Source organism: Occultella gossypii (assembly GCF_019947135.1).
Lineage (GTDB): Bacteria > Actinomycetota > Actinomycetes > Actinomycetales > Beutenbergiaceae > Occultella > Occultella gossypii.
In genome coordinates this window covers 1-17,918 of sequence record NZ_JAGSHT010000014.1, presented here as the reverse complement: position 1 = coordinate 17,918, position 17,918 = coordinate 1, and the positions used below count along the sequence as shown (strand labels likewise).

Sequence of the window (17,918 nt, the reverse complement as noted above, 5' to 3'; positions counted from 1 at the left end):
GGACGGTCGGCCGGGCAGTCCTACCCGTCGTGGTGATCCTCGGCGCCGCAGGCGTCTCGTTACGATGGCGGGCATGCCGGCCAACTCCACGATCGCCCACCACGTCCGGTCCGCCGTCGGCCTCCTGCTCGGCCTCACCCTCGCCCTCGTGCTGGCGGTCACCGCTCTGGCCGCGGGAGCGGCACCGGCCCACGCCGACGACGATCAGGGCGACCGGGCCATCACCCGCTACGACGTCACCGCCACGGCGAACCCGGACGGGACCATGGACGTGCTCCTGGACTTCTCGTTCGACTTCGCCGATACCCCCGGGCACGGCCCCTACCTGACGCTCGTCACCCGGCAGGAGATCGCCGACGACCCGGACCACTACCGGGTCCTGGAGATCACGGACGTGCAGGCGATGAGCCCTTCGGGGGCGCCGGACGACGTCCAGACGGACCGCCAGGACAACGGCCTGGCCATCCGGATCGGCGACGAGCGGATCGACGACGTCTCCGGCGTCCAGGACTACGTGGTCTCGTACACGGTCGCGGGTGTCCCGAACTCCGGCGTCGGCGCGGCCGGCGAGGACGAGATCTACTGGAACGTGATCGGCTCCGCGTGGGAGATCCCGCTGGAGAACATCTCCGTGGCCGTCATGGCGGCGGCGCCGGTCGTGGAGGCAGACTGCCGGGTCGGCGACGTGGGCTCGCGTACCCGTTGCGACTCGTTCGACGTCGACGGCGGTTCCGCCACCTTCACGCAGGGCCGGCTCGAGCCAGGGGAGGGGATGAGCGTCATCCTGGCTTACCCGGAGGGCTCGTTCGGGGGCGTGGAGCCGATCCTCACACCGCGGCGCACGTTCTCGAACTCCCTCGGCGTCGACGGTCCGGCCGGCATCATCGCAGCGGTGGCCGCCGTCGGTGGCCTGGGCCTGATCGGAGTACGGGCGCGCCGGCGCGGGCGCGACCGCGAGTACCTCGGTCTCACGCCCGGGCTGGCCCCGACGTCCATCGACGCCGGCGACACCGGGCCGCGCCGCAAGCGCCCGATCGCGGTCCAGTTCACGCCGCCGGCGGGCGTGCGGCCGGGCGAGATCGGCACCCTGACCGACGAGGTCGCCGACCCCCATGACGTGACCGCCACGATCATCGACCTCGCGGTGCGCGGCTACCTCACCATCGAGGAGCTCCCGGCGGAGGGCAAGGACAAGCCGGACTGGCGTCTGATCCGCACCATGGACCGGGACTGGTCCGACCTGCCCGACTTCGAGGTGACGTTACTGCGCGGCTTCTTCCCGCACAGTTCCGCCCAGGAGACCACTCTGACGGAGCTGAGCACCACCTTCCACGAGGTGATGTCGGGTGCCCAGCGGGCGCTGTACGCCGAGGTGGTGGCCCGGGGCTGGTTCGCCGAGTCCCCGCAGGGGGTCCGGCAGCGATGGGTGGGGCTGGGGATCATCGCCCTCGTGGTCGGGGTGGTCGCCACGGTCGGGCTCGGCCTACTCGCCGGATTGGCGGTGCTCGGGGTGCCGCTGATCCTGGTCGGCATCCTGGCGATGGCGCTCAGTGGGGCCGCACCCGCCAGGACCGCCGCAGGGACCGCCGTGCTGGCGCAGGCGCTCGGGTTCAAGCAGTACCTGGAGAAGGCGGAGGCCGACCAGATCCGGTTCGAGGAGGGCGAGGACATATTCTCCCGGTACCTGCCGTACGCGATCGCGTTCGGGGTCGCCGAGCGGTGGGCCGGCCTGTTCAGCCAGCTGGCCGCGCAGGGCGCCCCGGTGCCCGAGCCGACCTGGTACATCGGCCCGCACTACGGCGTCGGGACCGCGATCTGGGCATCCGGGTTCGCCAGCAGCATCAACTCGTTCAGCGACATCGCGACCACCGCGATCGCGGCGACACCCGCATCGAGCGGCGGCTCCGGGTTCTCCTCCGGCGGCGGCTTCTCGGGCGGCGGCATCGGTGGCGGTGGCGGTGGCGGGTGGTGAGTCACGGCGTCTAACCTGGAAGTGGCCGACGGCGGACCTCGCCTCGGCCTCGGTCGATCACCTTCAGGAGTCCTCCCGTGGCATTCGCCCTTCGTCGTCTTCCCCTTCGCCTCGCCTCCGGCGCGTTCCTGCTCAACTCGGGCATCGGCAAACTCGACCTGGACGCCGAGTCGGCGAAGGGGCTGCAGTCCCTGGCGACCAACGCCATTCCGCAGTTGGGTGACCTCGATGCGGAGCAGTTCGGCAAATACCTCGCGGCGGGGGAGATCGCCCTCGGGACCGCGCTGCTCGCGCCGTTCCTGCCGAGCAGGCTCGTCGGCCTGGGCCTGACCGTGTTCGCGACCGGCCTCGTCACGATGTACCTGAAATCTCCCGGCATGACCGAGGCCGACGGGGTCCGCCCGACCCCGCAGGGCGTCGCTCTCGCCAAGGACGTGTTCCTCCTGGCGATCGGCCTCGCACTGCTGCTCGACGGCGGCAACAAGCGGAAGGCGTGACGATGCGCCCGGCGGCACCACCGCCGTCGGGCCTCGGTGGCCTGGAACTGGGCTTCTACAGCTTCGGTGACACCATGCCGGACCCGCACACCGGCGAGCGCACGCCACCCGGGCAACGCATCCGGGACCTACTCGAGCGGGTCCGCCTCGCCGAGCAGGTGGGGCTCGACTACGCCGGCATCGGCGAGCACCACCGGCCCGAGTACGCGGTGTCCGCGCCGGGCACGGTGATCGCCGCCGCGCTGGCACAGACGTCGACGATCCGGGTGGGCAGCGCCGTCACCGTGCTCAGCACCGAGGACCCGGTGCGGGTCTTCCAGCAGTTCACGACGATGGACCAGTTCTCCGGCGGGCGGGTCGAGCTGCTCGCCGGCCGCGGCTCCTACATCGAGTCCTACCCGCTGTACGGAGCGGCGCTGGAGGACTACGACGACCTGTTCGAGGAGAAGGTCCGGCTCCTGCTCGAGCTCGACTCCCAGCACCCGATCACGTGGTCGGGGAGGTTCCGGCCACCGCTGACCGACGCGGTGGTGCTGCCGCGGCCGGTCGACAAACCCGGCTTGGGGGACCACCTGCGGATCGGTATCGCCACCGGCGGGAACCCGGAGTCCTCCGCCCGGGCGGGAGAGTTGGGGCTGCCGGTGACCTACGCGATCATCGGCGGTCGCCCAGCCGATTTCGCCCCGCTCGCGGGCCTGTACCGGGACACGTTCACCGACACCGGGCACGGCGCCCTGCCACGCGTTGAGATCGCCGTGATGGGCTTCGTCGGCGAGACCGATGCGGGGGCCCGGGACTTCTTCTACCCGTACTACCTGCAGACCATGCGGATGATCGCCGCGGAGCGGGGCTTCCCGATCCCCAACAAGATCACGTACGAGGCCACCGCGAGCCCTGGCGGGGCGTACTTCATCGGCGCACCGGAGTCGGTGGCGGAGCGGGTCGTCGCACTGCACGAGGTGCTCGGACACGACCGGCAGGTGTTCCAGATGGACCTGACCGGCGTGCCGCAGCGCGAGGCGCTGCGGGCCATCGAACTGCTCGGCACTGTGGTCAAGCCGCTGGTGGACGCCGCGCTGGCCGGGCGAGCCGCGGAAATAGATGAGGGCCCGACGGCGTTGGACAGGTAGACTGGTCCGATCGGGTTCACGCTTCATCGGGTCCGGTGCTTGATAATTCAACATGGGGGTGATCGGTTTCGACGATGGTTGTCGTACCAGGAGAAGCGAGTCGAGGATGCAGGGTTATCTCGTAAACGCTCCTTGCAAACCAATAGGTGCCGATTCCAAGCGCACCGACTTCGCACTCGCCGCCTGAGCGAGCTGTAGAGGTCCGTCAGCCCAGGCTTGCTCTCGACCTGGATCCTGGCGTCATCTAGAGAGCCACTGCTCGTAGCCTTTGTCACTGGGGCTACGGGGACATCTAAGTGACTGGGCCCGTCAGCGACTTGTCTGCGTGATCGCTGGGGCCGAGAAAATCTACTAGCAGACTGCACTCGGAGAAGTCCTGGTTCCGCACTGTCGGACGCGGGTTCGATTCCCGCCACCTCCACCCCGAAAGAGCGCCGTGTACCCTTGGTATACGGCGCTTTTCGTTGCAATCACAACGGTTCCGGGTCATGCCCCTGATGGGCAGCCGAGGGCACGAATAGGCCCAGCGTGGCAGGAAACGTGACACAGCTGACACACCAACAGAGGGCTCGAGGCCAATATGGCACGCACCGCACCGTTCCCGCGGGGGATCGTCGTCCACCGTGGACGCTACTATCAACCACAGAACGCCACCCCGGCGCTCACATAAACAACGGAACAGAACCAAGGGCGGTTCACAAACCCGCACGGCGGATCGAGGCTGAGCGAAGCCGTCCACCCGCTCCCTAGCCTGGCACCCAATCTTTCGCGCGAGGATTGGCTCGCAGCGATGCGCGAGCACTGGGCCGATGCACATGATCTCGGTGGCGACCGATGGGCCCAAGCGCACGCGGTACTCGCGGAGGTTAAGGCATTCGAACTGGATGCGGTGACGACGACCGCGATCGTTCGCAAGCTCGTCGATGGATGGCGAGCGGCATCGCAACCCACAGTCGCGCCGATCCACCGATAGACCTGAGGACCTCGCCATGACTCGATCCCAACACACGGCCAGGGCGCCGCGCCTACACTCAGTAGTGAGCAATGGAGCGTGCCACGTCCTCAGATGCCCGAACCCAGCGGCGACGGTGATCAACCTCGCTCGCCCCGAGCATTTCGCCATTGACGTCGCGCTCTGTAGTTCACACGCGCAAGAGGTGCAGGCTGGTGTGCCGTGGCACTACGAATTTGAGCAGCACGTGTTGCTCATGGGGCAAGATCTCGATGTCGCGGGTCGCCGATTGGCTGTCGAGTACGAGTCATACAGCAAGGATGTTGGGACGGCGATGCAGGGAGCGTCCGTCCTAACGTTCCGCGACTCCGCCGAGGAGCCGGTTGATCTCCATGTCACTACCGAGGCCATCGAGCGATTCATCGTCTCCTACATCGATGAGTGGCCCAGTCTCGATCTGGAGGCCGCTCGCAAACGGTATTCAAAAGACGATCCTGACGGAACACAATAGCGAGACTCGAGCGCATCTTCGGGTCAGGGTCGATAGGTGGCCAAATTTCCGGCCAAGCGCAACGGCTGGTCTTGTGGGATCCCGGAGGGCTCTCGAATCCTCAAGGCTTCCGTGCGCAGCGTGGATGAATGTGGACTACTCGGGTCAACCGACGGTCAGGTTCATGGAGATAATAGAGGTCTCGGCCACGGACGTTTGATAAGGCTAGTCTTTTGCGCCGCGCGCGCCCTCATAAGTACCGAGGTGGCGCCCGCCACGCCAGGCAACGCCGCCAGTCCCGCCGTCGCGGCCGTAGCCAAGTTAGCCGCAAATTGCGCGCCGACTACGAGCGCAGGTATCGCCGCCGCGCCAAGAACCACAGACTTGAGGTCGGCGCCGACCGCACGACCGACCTCTCGAACCAGACTGTGCTCAGTTAGGTGCTCTCGCATCTGCTGGATGGCAGGCACAACCTCAACACGGTAAATGTGGTCGACTTCGGCGTCTGCCTCACGATCCAACGGGCCAACTCGCATCTTTTCGCCCAGCGATGCGACAGTCCGCCGGTAGTTGCTAAGCGGACCAATCAGGTCCCATCGGAGATCAAGAAGTTCGTCCACGGGTGTGTCCCCGACGGTTGGCAAAAGAGCGATGATCTCCGTACCGACGATCGACTCGCGAGCATTGGGTATCGCCAAACTCGACGGCTGCATTCGCTTCTCATCGATCAGAGCACCCGCAAATTTGGAGGTTGGCGAATCCAGCAGCATGTGTCGCCCACCATCTTCGAGGAGTGCGGTTATCTCGGCGACAAATCGACGGACCAGGACATCGGTCGACCAGTCGTCGTCGGCTTGCATGAGCGGTTTTAACCGCACGATCTTGGTCTTGGTCGCGGCCTCAAGCTCTGGCCCGCAGGCGTCGTCGAACATCTTGGATGTAATCGCACGGATCTGCTCGGTCGAACTGTCAGTCTTCGACTTGAAATCCGCGGCAAGTCGACGGAATTCATCAATCCCCTCGTAACCGCTCGCTTCGAGGCGCTGGACAAGCTCATCATCCTGGAGCAGCGGTAAGAGTGGTAGGAACTTCTTAAGCGCCTGCCCGTCCGTGCTTCCAAGGTGCGCGAGCATGGAAGGATCGAGGTTGGCCAGAATTTCAAGGGCCGGCGAATTTACCCGCGCATCGGCCGGCTCTTCCACCCTCACGGCCCGAGCACAGGAAGAGCTGGGTCAACGCCACCATGTCGGCAAGATCGTCCTGCAGCCATTGGGATCAGCGGCGTTTGGCGCAGTGGTCCTCGAAGCCAGCATGCCTGCTCACGGGACGTTCGGCAGCACGGCCGTCCAACCAGGGCGCCTGCGGTAACTCGTTGCGAGCGGCTGACAGAACACGGTCCTGCCAGCCGCTCGGCGTTAACGTGCCGTTACCGAAGTCTGGCTGTCTCCGCCGGAATGGTCGGATCGGTGAACTGAGGGTCCGAGTCGTGCTCGGCGTTCTCGTCGAGCGGGGTCCACGATTCGTAGCTGGTGTCCTCCAGGGGCAAGGGCTTGCCTGGCGCAATGATCGTTTCAGAGGGCCGGTCGCCACCGAGAAGGAAGTCGATCACCGGTCGGTCCACCTCCTCCGTGCCGTAGGGAAAGACACCGTGGATGCTCTCGTTGTCGACGGCGATCAGGCTCGCGTTCGGCAGCCCGGTGCCTGCGGCCCAGCCCTGCTCGAACGGCGTCATCGAGTCGAGCTCGCTCTGCAGCACGATGGTTTCCGGGAAGCTGTCGTCCAGCGGCGGCATCGCCGAGTCCGTCGGCCAGAATGCACACGTAGGAGTGATGAGCAGACCGAACTGCGCAGTCAACGGCGCGATCTGCGCCGTGCGCTCGTGGAAGTCGTCCCAGTATTCATGTCCCTGCGTCCATTGCCCGTCCGTGCAGGCGGTGAACTCGATGACATAGTCGTGGGTCCCCTGGATGAGCTCGCCCGGCGCGGTCTCAGGAGGTGCTGCCAGCGCCGCGAGAGTCTGCTCCGCGGTGGTGCGCAGCACGTCGGGCAGATCCGTCCCGGCGACGATCCGAGTGGCGAGCGCGACGGGGTCGACCTCGCCGGTCGATGCCTCGGATTCGGCGATGATGTTGGCGACGAGGCTTCCGGCTACCGGGTAGAGCACGGGGGTCGAGAACGCGAGCGAGCCACTTGCCGCGTTCCAGGCGTACTGCGCTGCGAGCGACGTCTCGGGGGTGTCGGTCGCGGCGAAGTACCGCTCCCAGATCGCTTCCGGATCCGCGCCGAGTCCGATGGTCGAGTCATTGCGCGCGATCCAGTTCATCATGTGCAGGCGGAACTGGCGATCACGGCCCTCGTGGGCTGCGTTGTACAGGGTCTGGATCGATTCCTGCGTCGAGTCCGTCGCGGAATCGAGGATCATCCGCTCGATGTTGTCGGAGAAGAGGGCGCCGTACCACGTTCCCAACCACGTGCCGTAGGAGTACCCCATGTAGGTCACCGTCTCCAGGCCGAGGAGATGGCGGATGAAGTCCATGTCGTAGGCGGCCTGCTCGGTCGTCATCGTCGCGACAGCGGGATCCTGCGAGCAGGCATCGCCGATCGCCTGCGCCGCGGCCGATGGCCCGCCGGCCGGGTCGTACTCGTAGTCGCAGGACGCGTGGCTTGACTGACCGAGTCCACGCTGGTCGAAACTGACGTAGTTCGTCGTCGGGCGCAACTCCGGCGTGTACAGCTGGACGGCCGTGCTGTATGACAGCCCGGATGCGTACGGACCGCCGGGATGCGCGATAACCGTGGTGTGGTACCTCGGATCCGAGGGGTCGATGTTCCTGGCGTGCGAGATCCGCACGTCCCAGGTGAGCTCCGGGTCGGGGTTCAGCCAGTCCCGGGGCACCGTGATGGTCGCGCACTCGACGTTGGAGACATCTGCTCCCGGGATAGGAGGGCCGTCATCGGTGAATTCACAGGCCTCCCAGACCAGTTCCTGATCAGCCAGAGATCCCGCCAGCGCGACGACGTCGGGCGTCAGCGTCTCGTCACCACTCGGTGGCGCCGCGTCATCACGACCATTCGACGACACGATGGCGACGACTCCGAGCGCGATGATGACGGCGGCCAGCGCGACCCTCAGGGCCACCAACCTCCCTCGTCGGGGGCTGGATGTGCTGGACGATTGCGATTCATGCTGAGACACGATCTCTCTCCTTATTGGTTCGAGCGACATATGGGTGATGCAGCTGTGTTCACGCGGCCAGGCCTCGCGACGACGTCGACCCTGCGATGCACGAGGGCGGACGTCTCCCGAGCGATCTCGTGCCGCGATGATGAGATGCCGATGTGCCTGACGCTGGGACTGCGGAGCAGGGCTGGACGGGCGCTCGTCCCTGGGGACCGTCGCTGTCTTCGCGACCGGTCGATCTCCGGGACTGAGTCCTTCGCGCCCGAGTACGGTTGCGGCTCCGCTATCCGCGCCGCCGCGCAGCGGCGACGATGACGTGGTTGATGATGGTCGCGGTGACGGTACGGGCGACCGCCTCGGCTGCGGCACCCGCCCCCCAGCTTCCTTCCTTGAGCGCTTCGGCGCGGGCGATCACCGCAGCGGTCCACGGAATGTTCGGGTCGAACTGAGGCAGTGCGCCGCTGCCATAGAGCAGCGCAGCGAGCGCGGCGACGCGCGCGGTGGGCTCGACGCCGTCGACCAGCACGGCCCGGACCTCGCCCAGCAGCCACGACCGGCGCTCGGTGTCGCCCGCCTCGATCACTGAGGACTTGAAGAGTCCGAGCGTCATGTGGGTGCTCCGGCGGAGGTCTCCACGCTCGAGGAGGCGGTCCAGGACCGATTCACGCAGGGTCGGGCCTATCGCTGGCAGGACGGTCTGCACTCCGCGGGGTTTGTCGACGACGTACTCCCAGCTAGCACGCAGGAGCAGATCCGCAGGTGGATGGTCGGCGACGGCCGCCACCGTCGTAGACCCCAATCGCCCCGCTCCGGTGCGCACGTGGCCACCGAGCCCGAGGTCGGCGAGCACCGCGCCCGCGAGCACGTAGTAGAGCGTCCCCTCTCCTGCGACCGTTCCGGAGTCGGGCTGGAACAGCAGCAGGAGGAGGTCCTCGGCCAGCGTCCGTTCAGCGGGAACGGGTACCCCGGTGGGCCGGCTGGTGGAGGCCGGACGTGCGCCTCGGCGTTGGTCGGTCATTGCTTCCACCCGTCTTTCTGCGTGACGCGCCGAGCTCCACGGGGCTCATCGTCGGTGGCGTCTCGCCCAGGGAGCCCTTCGAGTGCCGGGGGCCGGCTCATCGGCGCGGTTCCCAGCGGAAGAGCCGGGCGGCCAGCACGATGGCGACAGCGACCCAGGCGAGGGTGGGGGCCACTAACAGGAGCGAGTCGCCGATGGGGGCTCCACCGTTCCAGGAGTGGATGACCAGCTCGGTCGCCGACCCTCCGGGCAGCAGCCGCTTCAGCACGGTGAAGCTCTCGGTGCCGGTGATGCCGACCCAATTGGCCACGGCGATGGTCACCAGGCTGAGCGGAAGGGTGGTGATCTGGGCGCGCTCGGAGGAATTCGTCAGCCCGGCGGTTGCCATCCCCAGGGCGAGCATCATGACGAACGTGGCCGCGATGGCCACCAGCAAGAGCGGGATGTTGGCCGGCGCGCCGCTGACGACGGAGAAGGCGACCAGGATGAGACCGACCTGGACCAGGGCGATCACGCTGACCGGCAGCACCAGCCCGGACAGGATGGCGGGGTCAGTGGCTGCGGTGGAACGCAGTCGCTTGAGGAACAGGTTCTGCCGGCGGGCCGCCAGGGTGGTCACCACGGTGGCATAGAGACTGAACGCGGCGATGGTGAAGACGAGGACAGCCGCGATGTAGCCGAGGCTGCCGATCCTCGCGAACCCGTCGCGGTAATAGATGAAGAACGCGCTGGCGGCCACCGGCATGATGAGGCTGGTGATGAGCGCGCTCCGGTCGCGGAAGATCTGGATCAGTTCGCTGTGCGCAATGGTCAGCATGACGAGCTCCTTGTCAGATGGGTCGGTGGTCAGGAGTGTTCCGGGGCGGTGTCGATGGCACGGAAGACGTCGTCCAGCCGGGTGGGCGCGGCGGACAGGTCGACCAGTTCGACTCCGTTGACTTCGGCCCAGTCGAGCAGCCGTTTGAGTTCTCGCTGCAGTTCGTAGGTTTCGATGATCTGGGCCCCTTCATCCGCCGGGGTGGTGTCCAACGGCGGTGCCGGAGCGCCGACGGGGAGAGTGAACTGGATCGACGCGGGCAGGGTGCGGGTCAGTTCGGCCACAGTGCCCTGGTGCCAGAAGGTGCCCTGGTGCATCAGGCCGATGCGGTCCGCCCGCTGCTGGGCCTCTTCCAGGTAGTGGGTGGTCAGGATGACGGTGGAACCGTCTTCCCGGAGCTGATCGACGGCCTCCCATAGGGCGTCACGGGACTGGATGTCCAGCCCGGTCGTGGGCTCGTCCAGGATGATCAGCTCGGGCCGTCCGAATACTGCGGTAGCGAAGTCGAGGCGCCGCTTCTCGCCGCCGGACAACTGCGCCACCCGGGTGTTGGTCTTACTGGTGAGGTCGACGACGCCGAGGACCCGCTTGACCGTGTCGGAGCGACCGGTCAGTCGACCGATCAGCCGAACCGACTCGGCGACGGTCAGATCGGCGGCGAACCCGCTCTCCTGGAGCATGATCCCCATCCGAGGACGCACTGCAGCCCGGTCCGTCGGGCTCTTACCGAACACCCGGACCGTGCCCGACGATGCTCGGCGGTGACCTTCGATCACCTCCAGCGCCGAGGTCTTGCCCGCCCCGTTCGTGCCAAGCAGGGCATAGAGTTCCCCGCGTCGCACCTGGAACGACAGATCCTTCACTGCACGGAAGTCACCGTAGGTCACATTGAGTGCCTCAACTTCGATGACGGGTCTGGAGGACGTGCCCCCATCGAGCAGGCCGCGGTCTGGAGCCGCGGCGCTTCCATCTGTGAGTGGTCCCATGCTGCTAATCCACACCCTTCGTTTCCGGTCGTTGCTGTGCAGGCAGATTCGCACCGGGGGCGGCGGCTTCGCGTCGGTGGAGATCCCTGAAGGCCTCGCCAGGTGTCACCGAGCTGTGATCCGAACGAGTCAAGGTCGACGTCAGCCCGATCAGTGCCCCGGATCGGCGTCTGACCTGGCACGTTGCGTCGGGATCGTGCACTGGCCCGCGACCGAGCGACTTGGTCTGGGTGTGCGATCCGTATCGGTGGTACTTACTTAACCCAGTCCGGTCGGACTTATCCGGACTCGGATGGAGTCGAACCGGGTGCAGTTCTTGGGCCGGCGCGCAGACCGTGAAGCGGGCGAACCCACCCGCCGAGCACATCACCACCAACCAAGCGGCCCTGGTGTCCGTGGTGCGGCCGGCCGTCGCCCAGCCCGGGTCGACCTCGACGAGGTCCGTGCTGGCTGTGACCCGGTCGCGGATGCCGCGTCCTGGAGCCCGTGAGGTCGCGCTCGACCACATCTGACCCAGCGGGCAGAAGATCAACCATCGCGGTGACCTGCCGTCGCCGTTCGTGGCGCTGTGAGTCTCGCAGCGGGAGCCACGATCGACGCGGTCCGGGTCTTGTGCGGGTGACGCCCGAAGCGTTCTCACCGAGGTGCTTGTCGGAGGTCGGGGCCAGCTTTCTCCTGGTCACGATGTTTACGTTTACGTTTACGTTTACGTTCACGATCACTAGCACCACCCACAATCCGGCCCGGCTCGGGGTCGCAGGCGCAGTCGCGCGCCTTGGTCGACGGCGTCCGGGCCGGTAGGTGTGGTCAGGGCGCACCCTGGATCGTGGTCGTGGTGACGGGGAGATCGGCGCGCCGTGTCGCTCCGGGTGAGGGCGGAGGAGTCAGCTCCGGTGTAGGTGCGTCTGTCGCCTAGCAACGCTCAGGGACGTTCGCCAGCACCGCCGCGGCGATCGGCTTCGGCATTGGGTGCGTTCGAGGATCTGCCTGCAGATCCGGGGCTCGGCGAGCAGCCGCGCCAGGGTGGCGGCCACCTCCTCACGGAAGATCTCGTCATGGGCTGCACCGGACCGAGTGATATCGGCCCGATCCCGGCGCGGAGGACGAGCAGGGGACGGCCGAGGGTCAGCCGGTCGTCCGCCCCGGTAAGCATGGAGGCCAACGTCTCAGCACCCAGGTCCGCCAGCTGATACTGGTGCGCCGTGACTTCCTGAACAGCGAGGCCTGTTCGCTGCTCGTGACGACGTACCAGGCCAGCGGCATCGTCGCCGCGGTCGATCCGTTTCTTGGCCAGCAGAGCACCGACTGCGCCACTGACGCCAATGATGAAGACCGTCATCGTGTCAGGCTGCCCCGCTTTGCCTGGACTTCGCGTCGTAGGCGCCACCCATCGTCGGCGCACCTGCACCTGCACCCGCGCCGGTCCCGGTGCGGTCAGGGAAGGTGGATCTCTGAGAGGTGGTGGCGTGAGGTTACCTGCTTCAACAGATGGCTCATCCGCTTTGGCGTCCCCGGCGCGAGCATCCTCGACTGCTCGCCATCCCGACGCAGATCACGTCGGCGATCCTCGTGGGCAGCGGAACGCCACCGCCGGTGGCTCCTGCTCTGGCAGACCGCGGCCATCGTCAACCGGACGACGATCGGCACCGTACCGGTGTGGGCCGCGCTCACCTTCGTCGTCGGCGTGTCCTGAGCCGTGGTCGAGGCCGCCCGGTCACGGAACGTTCGCCAGCACCGCCCAAGCGATCGGTGTCGGCCCCTGTGTGAGTTCGAGGATCTGCCTGCGGATCCGGGGCTCGTGGAGCAGCTCCGCCAGCGTGGCGGCCACGTCCTGACGTGAGATCTCGTCGTGGGGCTGCGCCGGACCGAGCGATATCGTCCCGGTCCCGTCGCGGTCGACGAGCAGGGATGGCCGAAGGATCAGCCAGTCCTGGTCGCTCATGCTGACCGTGACATCGATCAGCTTCTTCACCGCGAAGTAGAACTCCACATCGTCGCCGAGGTCCTGCCCGCGTCCGGCCTCGGGAAGCACCGACACCAGCGCGAAGCGACTCACGCCGGCGAGGCGTGCCGCCTCCAGAGCCTTCACCACGCCCTCGCCGTCGATGGCGGCCGTGACCTTCCTTGTACCGCCGTTCGACCCGGCGGTGTAGACGACGATGTCCGCCCCCGTGAGCATCGGTGCCAGCGAGTCAGCAGTCAGGTCCGCGAGCTCAGCCACGTGAGCCGCGACTCCCCGGGCGGCGAGATCCGTTCGCTGCTCCTCACGACGTACCAGTCCAGCGACGTCGTCGCCCCGGTCGATCAGGTTCCGCGCCAGCAGCCCACCGACGGACCCACTGACGCCAATGATGAAGACCTTCATCGATCGGCCAGCGGGGTCGTCGACGGCAGAGTTGTTCGAGAGGGGTGAGTGTGGGGGTACGGGTACACCGTGCCAGGCTGGCCGTCGCGGCCTGGCCTTCGCGTCGGTAGAAGCTACCGATCTTCAGTGGAGCCGCGCCGGTCCGGTTAGGCGAGCTGGAGCGCTTTGAGTTCGCGGCGTGAGGTGATGCCGAGCTTGCGGAAGATGTTGCGCAAGTGGGCCTCGATGGTCCGGGGGCTGAGGAACAACTGTGCGCCGACCTCACGGGAGGTTGCTCCGGTGGCCACCAGCCGTGCGACGTGCAGCTCCTGGGTGGTGAGCTCGTCGGTAGGCTGGGCGGTTCGTGCGCGCGGGTGCTCGCCCGTCGCACGCAGCTCGCGGGCGGCGCGGGCGGCGAACGCTTCCGCACCCATGTCGGTGAGGAGTTGGTGGGCGGTGCGGAGCTGGTCCCGCGCATCTCGGCGGCGACCCTCACGACGGAGCCACTCGCCGTAGACGAGGTGGGTACGGGCCAGGTAGCCGCCCATCCGGCTGTGGCTGAGCTGCCCGATCGCCTCGCGGTACTGGTCCTCGGCTGCCGATCCGGTGCTCGTGAGCGCCTGTGCGCGCGCCGCCATTCCGAGCGCCCACGGCGTGCCACTGGCACGAGCCCGGGTGCAGAGCTGCTCCATCGCCTCGACCGCGCGCTCCGGCTGACTGGCACGGGCCGCTGACTCGATGAGCTCGGAGTGGGCCAGGTTGCTGTGCCTGAGCTCGTCCGACTGGAACGCCCGCGTCGCGGCGGTCTGAGCCAATGGGTACTCTCCGAAACCGTTGTGGAGCACCGCCAGGGCGTACTGCGCCAGCGAGACCTCGGAGTCGTCTCCACGACTGGCAGCTAGTCGGATGATGGTCGCCTGGATCTCGCCAGTCTCGTGGGAGCGGCCGCGCCAAGCGGCGAGGATGAGTTGGGCGTGGAGCAACGGCACTGCCGTCGTCGTCGAGGCCACGATCGAGGCCTGCTCGTCGGCCAGCCCCGAGGCACGGGCGAGCTCGCCGGAGAGCACCAACATCACGGACTGGACCAGGAGGGCAGCCGGGAGCGTGGCTAGAGCGCCGGCCTCCCGAGCAAGCCGCACGTGGCGGTCTGCCAGGAGGTGGGCCATCTCGTCGTCGAAGATGGACATCGCGGTCCTGCTGGCCAACCACAGCCAGCGGTGGCTGTCGCTGTCACCCACGGACCCAGGGTGCGGCTCTTCGCGGGCGAAGGCGATCAACGCCCGGCGCAGCTCCGGCACGCCCGCCTCGTATCCTTGCGTGAAGGTCGTCACGAGGGCATCGAGTAGGAGGTCGGCCGGCTGCGGCAACATGGGCGGTGCCGGTGCGGCCCGGGCGGCCTCGGCCACCTTCAGCACGCCGCCGCCGGGGTCGCCGGTCACGATCGCCGCGTCGAGCGCTTGCAGGTAGGTCTCACGGGCCAGGGAGGCGTTCAGCGGGGCGAGTGTCTTGGCAGCGTCCAGCAGCATCTGCGGCCCCTGGCTACCTCGACTCTGGTGGAACGCAATCTGGGCGCGGAGCAGTTGGAGGCGGGCGCTCGGCAGGGCGTCCAACGGCCCGGCGGCCGCGACCATCAGTAGCTCAAGGGCGGACTCGGTAGCGCCGGCTTCATGCTTGGCGTGCGCTCCTTCCAGCGCCCGTCTCGCGCGAGCGGCAGGCTCAGGAGACAGCTCGGCTGCGCGCTGCAGGAACGCGGCCGCGGCGGCCACACCCCCGCGGGCGCGCGCCCGGTCGGCCGAACGTTCTAAACCTTCGGCGGCTTCTTCGTCGGCTCCGAGCACCGCTTGCGCGCGGTGCCAAGCACGGCGATCCGGGTCGGTCAGTGGGTCGGTCGCCTCGGCGAGCGCACCGTGGGCGCGGCGGCGGTCCGGCGGCATAGCTGCCTGGTACACCGCCGAGCGCACCAGCGGGTGGCGGAACCGGATCCGGATGTCGATCTCGAGCAGCCCGGCGGCCTCTGCGGGCGCCGCGACCTCGCGAGCGAGCTCCAGGTGGGCGGCGGCGCGCCACAGCAGCGCGGCGTCGCCCGTCGGTTCGGACGCGGCGACCAGCAGCAGCAGCTGCGTCGGCGGGGGCAGGCTGGCCGACCGGCGACGGAAGCTCTCCTCCAGGCGGTGCGGGACGCTCAGTGCGTCGGGTAGCTCGAACCCGCCGGCCAGGTGTGCCAGCCGCATGTTGTTGGGCAGCTCCAGCAGCGCCAGCGGGTTGCCGCCCGCTTCGGCGAGGATCCGTTCGCGTACTCCCTCGTCCATCGGAGTGTGCACCGCAGTGCTGAGCAGCGCACGGGCATCGGACTCGCCGAGGCGTTCCAGGCGTAGCTCCGGCAACCCGGCGAACGCAAGGCTGTCGGCGTCGTCGGAGTCGCGCACCCCGAACATCAGGGCTAACCGTTCGGCCCCCACTCGCCGGGCGACGAAAGCCAAGACCTGCGCCGACGCCTCGTCCAGCCACTGGGCGTCGTCGACCAGACATAGCAGTGGCTCCTCCTCGGCGACCTCGGCCAGCAGGTTGAGGATGGCCAGCCCGACCAGGAACCGGTCCGGCGCGGCACCGTCGCGGAGCCCGAACGCTACACCGAGCGCGGCCTGCTGCGGCTCGGGCAGTGTGCCGGTGCGGTCCATGAGGGGAGCGCACAGCTGGTGCAGCCCGGCGAACGCGAACTGGGTCTCGGACTCGACGCCGACCGAGGACTCCACTCGGAAGGCTGAGGCGAGCGCCGCCTGCCGAGAGTGCTCGAGCAGCGCAGTCTTGCCGATCCCGGCTTCCCCGCGCACCACAACAGAGCCACTGTGCCCGGACAGGGCCAGGGAGAGGAACTTCTCGACCGCTTCACGCTCTGAGCGCCGGCCCACCAGATCCAGCAGGGTGTGCTCCCGTCAAAGGCCTCAGAGTAGGTAGCTGCCACCGTAGTCGTCCCTGATGCGGAGCGCGAGCAGTTTCGCGTCGACACCTGCCAGCTCCGAGGTTCTCGGTGGCACCAGGCCGTGAAGACCTACGTGGTTGTCACCGATGCGAGGGCTCGTCCGCCGGTGCGAGGCTGACGACGTCGCCACGACCGGGCATCCGGACCCTGGCGCACCCAGGCGAATGGGCTCAGGGGCCGTGGCTCCGGCGTGGGCCTGCAGACCAGGCGAACCATCCGCCATCGGGCATGTCCCCGCTACGTACCGACAACGAGAAGGCTGAGGAAACCTCATGAGCGCGGCACGCGTGCTTGGCGGACGCTATGAGCTCCGCGACGTCCTGGGCCGGGGCGGCATGGCCGTTGTTCACCTGGCTCGCGACATCCGTCTCGAGCGCTGGGTCGCGGTCAAGTTGCTCCGCGCAGAGCTGGCCCGTGACCCGCAGTTCCGGTGCAGGTTTCAGCGCGAAGCGCAGACAGTGGCGCGCCTCGACCACCCCGGCATCGTCTCGGTCTATGACGTCGGTGAGCACGTCGACGACAGCCGGGCGGACGAGCCGAGCGTTCCGTTCATCGTCATGGAATACGTCGCCGGCCAGTCGCTGCGGGCCCGCCTGGGTGAGGGCGCGCTCACGCTGAAGGAGTCGATCCAGTATCAGGTGGGGGTGCTGTCGGCGCTGGAGTTCAGCCATCGCGCCGGCGTTGTCCATCGCGACATCAAGCCCGCCAACGTCATGGTCACCCCCGACAGCCGGATCAAGGTCGTGGACTTCGGGATCGCACGTGTCGGTAGCGATGCCGCAGCCACGGCAACCCAGACTCACGCGCTCCTCGGAACCGCTCAGTACCTCTCTCCCGAACAAGTGCGCGGTGAGATCGCCGACGCCCGCAGCGACCTGTACTCCGCGGGCTGCCTGCTCTACGAACTGCTGACCGGACGACCGCCCTTCGTCGGTGAGAACCCGGTCGCCGTCGCTTACCAGCACGTGCACCAAGACCCGCTACGAGCCAGCGACCACCGCACCGAGGTCACTCCGGCGCTCGACACGGTGCTCCTCACAGCACTCGCCAAGGACCGGAACGACCGGTACCAGAGCGCTCGATCGTTCAGGCAAGCACTCCAGTCCGCACTGAAGGGCCTTGTCCTTACGCATGGCTGCGCCGACACGGACGCGTTGGACAACGCGGTCCCGTTCCGCCCGCCCTGGCACGCCACGACGATGTCGAGGGTCTCCACCGCATCGCGCACTGGCCAACCGCCTTCTCCGCGAGCTCGTGAGGAGAAGGCCACCACACGATCCGCCTAGGCGAACGGCTCGCACTGGGCTCACCAAGGAAGGAAGACCATGGGATACATCAGCGTCGGGACAGAGAACAGCACACCGATCGAGCTGTACTACGAAGATCAGGGTGCGGGCCAGCCCGTCGTCCTGATTCACGGGTATCCGCTCAACGGGCACAGCTGGGAGCGCCAGACACGGGACCTGCTGACCGCCGGCTACCGCGTCATCACCTACGACCGTCGCGGCTTCGGCCGGTCGTCCAGTGCCGGGGTCGGCTATGACTACGACA

The 17,918-nt window shown here is 67.6% G+C and carries 14 protein-coding genes and 1 other RNA gene; 7 read left to right on the top strand and 8 right to left on the bottom strand.

All coding sequences use genetic code 11. From position 1 onward, the window contains the following. Positions 1–73: 73 nt before the first annotated feature. From KCQ71_RS15230 to KCQ71_RS15210, 5 genes are all read left to right on the top strand, one after another. Positions 74–1,972, top strand: coding sequence for a DUF2207 domain-containing protein (locus KCQ71_RS15230; RefSeq protein WP_223407385.1), 1,899 nt, complete (start codon positions 74–76; stop codon positions 1,970–1,972). A 77-nt stretch (positions 1,973–2,049) separates the two neighbouring features. Then, a complete protein-coding gene (locus KCQ71_RS15225; RefSeq protein WP_223407383.1) occupies positions 2,050–2,469 on the top strand; it encodes a DoxX family membrane protein in 420 nt (139 codons plus the stop codon). 2 nt (positions 2,470–2,471) lie between these two features. After that, the gene (locus KCQ71_RS15220) at positions 2,472–3,599 is read left to right on the top strand and encodes an LLM class flavin-dependent oxidoreductase (RefSeq protein WP_223407585.1); all 1,128 of its coding nucleotides are present in this window, start codon (positions 2,472–2,474) and stop codon (positions 3,597–3,599) included. A 54-nt stretch (positions 3,600–3,653) separates the two neighbouring features. Beyond that, positions 3,654–4,023, top strand: a transfer-messenger RNA (tmRNA) gene (gene ssrA, locus KCQ71_RS15215). 613 nt (positions 4,024–4,636) lie between these two features. Beyond that, the gene (locus KCQ71_RS15210; RefSeq protein ID WP_223407381.1) at positions 4,637–5,062 is read left to right on the top strand and encodes a hypothetical protein; all 426 of its coding nucleotides are present in this window, start codon (positions 4,637–4,639) and stop codon (positions 5,060–5,062) included. Between the two features lie 161 nt (positions 5,063–5,223). Here the strand turns inward: KCQ71_RS15210 and KCQ71_RS15205 are convergent, their stop codons facing one another. The 8 genes from KCQ71_RS15205 to KCQ71_RS15170 all read right to left on the bottom strand — a co-directional run bounded on the left by KCQ71_RS15205 (position 5,224) and on the right by KCQ71_RS15170 (position 16,296). Further along, positions 5,224–6,249 (bottom strand): hypothetical protein, encoded by a 1,026-nt coding sequence (locus KCQ71_RS15205; protein ID WP_223407379.1) that lies wholly within the window; start codon positions 6,247–6,249, stop codon positions 5,224–5,226. Between the two features lie 218 nt (positions 6,250–6,467). Continuing rightward, complete coding sequence (locus KCQ71_RS15200) at positions 6,468–8,180, bottom strand: alpha/beta fold hydrolase (protein ID WP_223407377.1); 1,713 nt, start codon at positions 8,178–8,180, stop codon at positions 6,468–6,470. A 325-nt stretch (positions 8,181–8,505) separates the two neighbouring features. Further along, complete coding sequence (locus KCQ71_RS15195) at positions 8,506–9,240, bottom strand: GOLPH3/VPS74 family protein (protein WP_223407375.1); 735 nt, start codon at positions 9,238–9,240, stop codon at positions 8,506–8,508. 97 nt (positions 9,241–9,337) lie between these two features. Continuing rightward, entirely contained in the window at positions 9,338–10,057 is a 720-nt protein-coding gene (locus tag KCQ71_RS15190) for an ABC transporter permease (protein ID WP_223407373.1), read from the bottom strand. 29 nt (positions 10,058–10,086) lie between these two features. Continuing rightward, positions 10,087–11,097: an ABC transporter ATP-binding protein gene (locus tag KCQ71_RS15185; protein ID WP_223407371.1), complete on the bottom strand. Its 1,011-nt coding sequence runs from the start codon at positions 11,095–11,097 to the stop codon at positions 10,087–10,089. A gap of 868 nt (positions 11,098–11,965) precedes the next feature. After that, positions 11,966–12,382 (bottom strand): SDR family oxidoreductase, encoded by a 417-nt coding sequence (locus KCQ71_RS15180; protein WP_223407369.1) that lies wholly within the window; start codon positions 12,380–12,382, stop codon positions 11,966–11,968. 375 nt (positions 12,383–12,757) lie between these two features. Beyond that, positions 12,758–13,408, bottom strand: a complete 651-nt coding sequence (locus KCQ71_RS15175; RefSeq protein WP_223407367.1) for an NAD(P)H-binding protein — start codon at positions 13,406–13,408, stop codon at positions 12,758–12,760. A gap of 146 nt (positions 13,409–13,554) precedes the next feature. After that, complete coding sequence (locus tag KCQ71_RS15170) at positions 13,555–16,296, bottom strand: ATP-binding protein (protein ID WP_223407365.1); 2,742 nt, start codon at positions 16,294–16,296, stop codon at positions 13,555–13,557. 343 nt (positions 16,297–16,639) lie between these two features. Between KCQ71_RS15170 and KCQ71_RS15165 the strand changes: the two genes are divergently transcribed. Both KCQ71_RS15165 and KCQ71_RS15160 read left to right on the top strand, forming a co-directional pair. Next, positions 16,640–17,653, top strand: coding sequence for a protein kinase domain-containing protein (locus KCQ71_RS15165; RefSeq protein WP_308116648.1), 1,014 nt, complete (start codon positions 16,640–16,642; stop codon positions 17,651–17,653). 39 nt (positions 17,654–17,692) lie between these two features. After that, on the top strand, positions 17,693–17,918 hold a 226-nt coding region (locus KCQ71_RS15160; protein WP_223407363.1), incomplete at its 3' end, for an alpha/beta fold hydrolase.

Coding starts and splice junctions, on each gene's coding strand:
- KCQ71_RS15220 (WP_223407585.1), top strand. CDS start 2,472: ATGCGCCCGGCGGCACCACCGCCGTCGGGCCTCGGTGGCCTGGAACTG.
- KCQ71_RS15180 (WP_223407369.1), bottom strand. CDS start 12,382: ATGACGGTCTTCATCATTGGCGTCAGTGGCGCAGTCGGTGCTCTGCTG.
- KCQ71_RS15165 (WP_308116648.1), top strand. CDS start 16,640: ATGAGCGCGGCACGCGTGCTTGGCGGACGCTATGAGCTCCGCGACGTC.
- KCQ71_RS15230 (WP_223407385.1), top strand. CDS start 74: ATGCCGGCCAACTCCACGATCGCCCACCACGTCCGGTCCGCCGTCGGC.
- KCQ71_RS15195 (WP_223407375.1), bottom strand. CDS start 9,240: ATGACCGACCAACGCCGAGGCGCACGTCCGGCCTCCACCAGCCGGCCC.
- KCQ71_RS15190 (WP_223407373.1), bottom strand. CDS start 10,057: ATGCTGACCATTGCGCACAGCGAACTGATCCAGATCTTCCGCGACCGG.
- KCQ71_RS15175 (WP_223407367.1), bottom strand. CDS start 13,408: ATGAAGGTCTTCATCATTGGCGTCAGTGGGTCCGTCGGTGGGCTGCTG.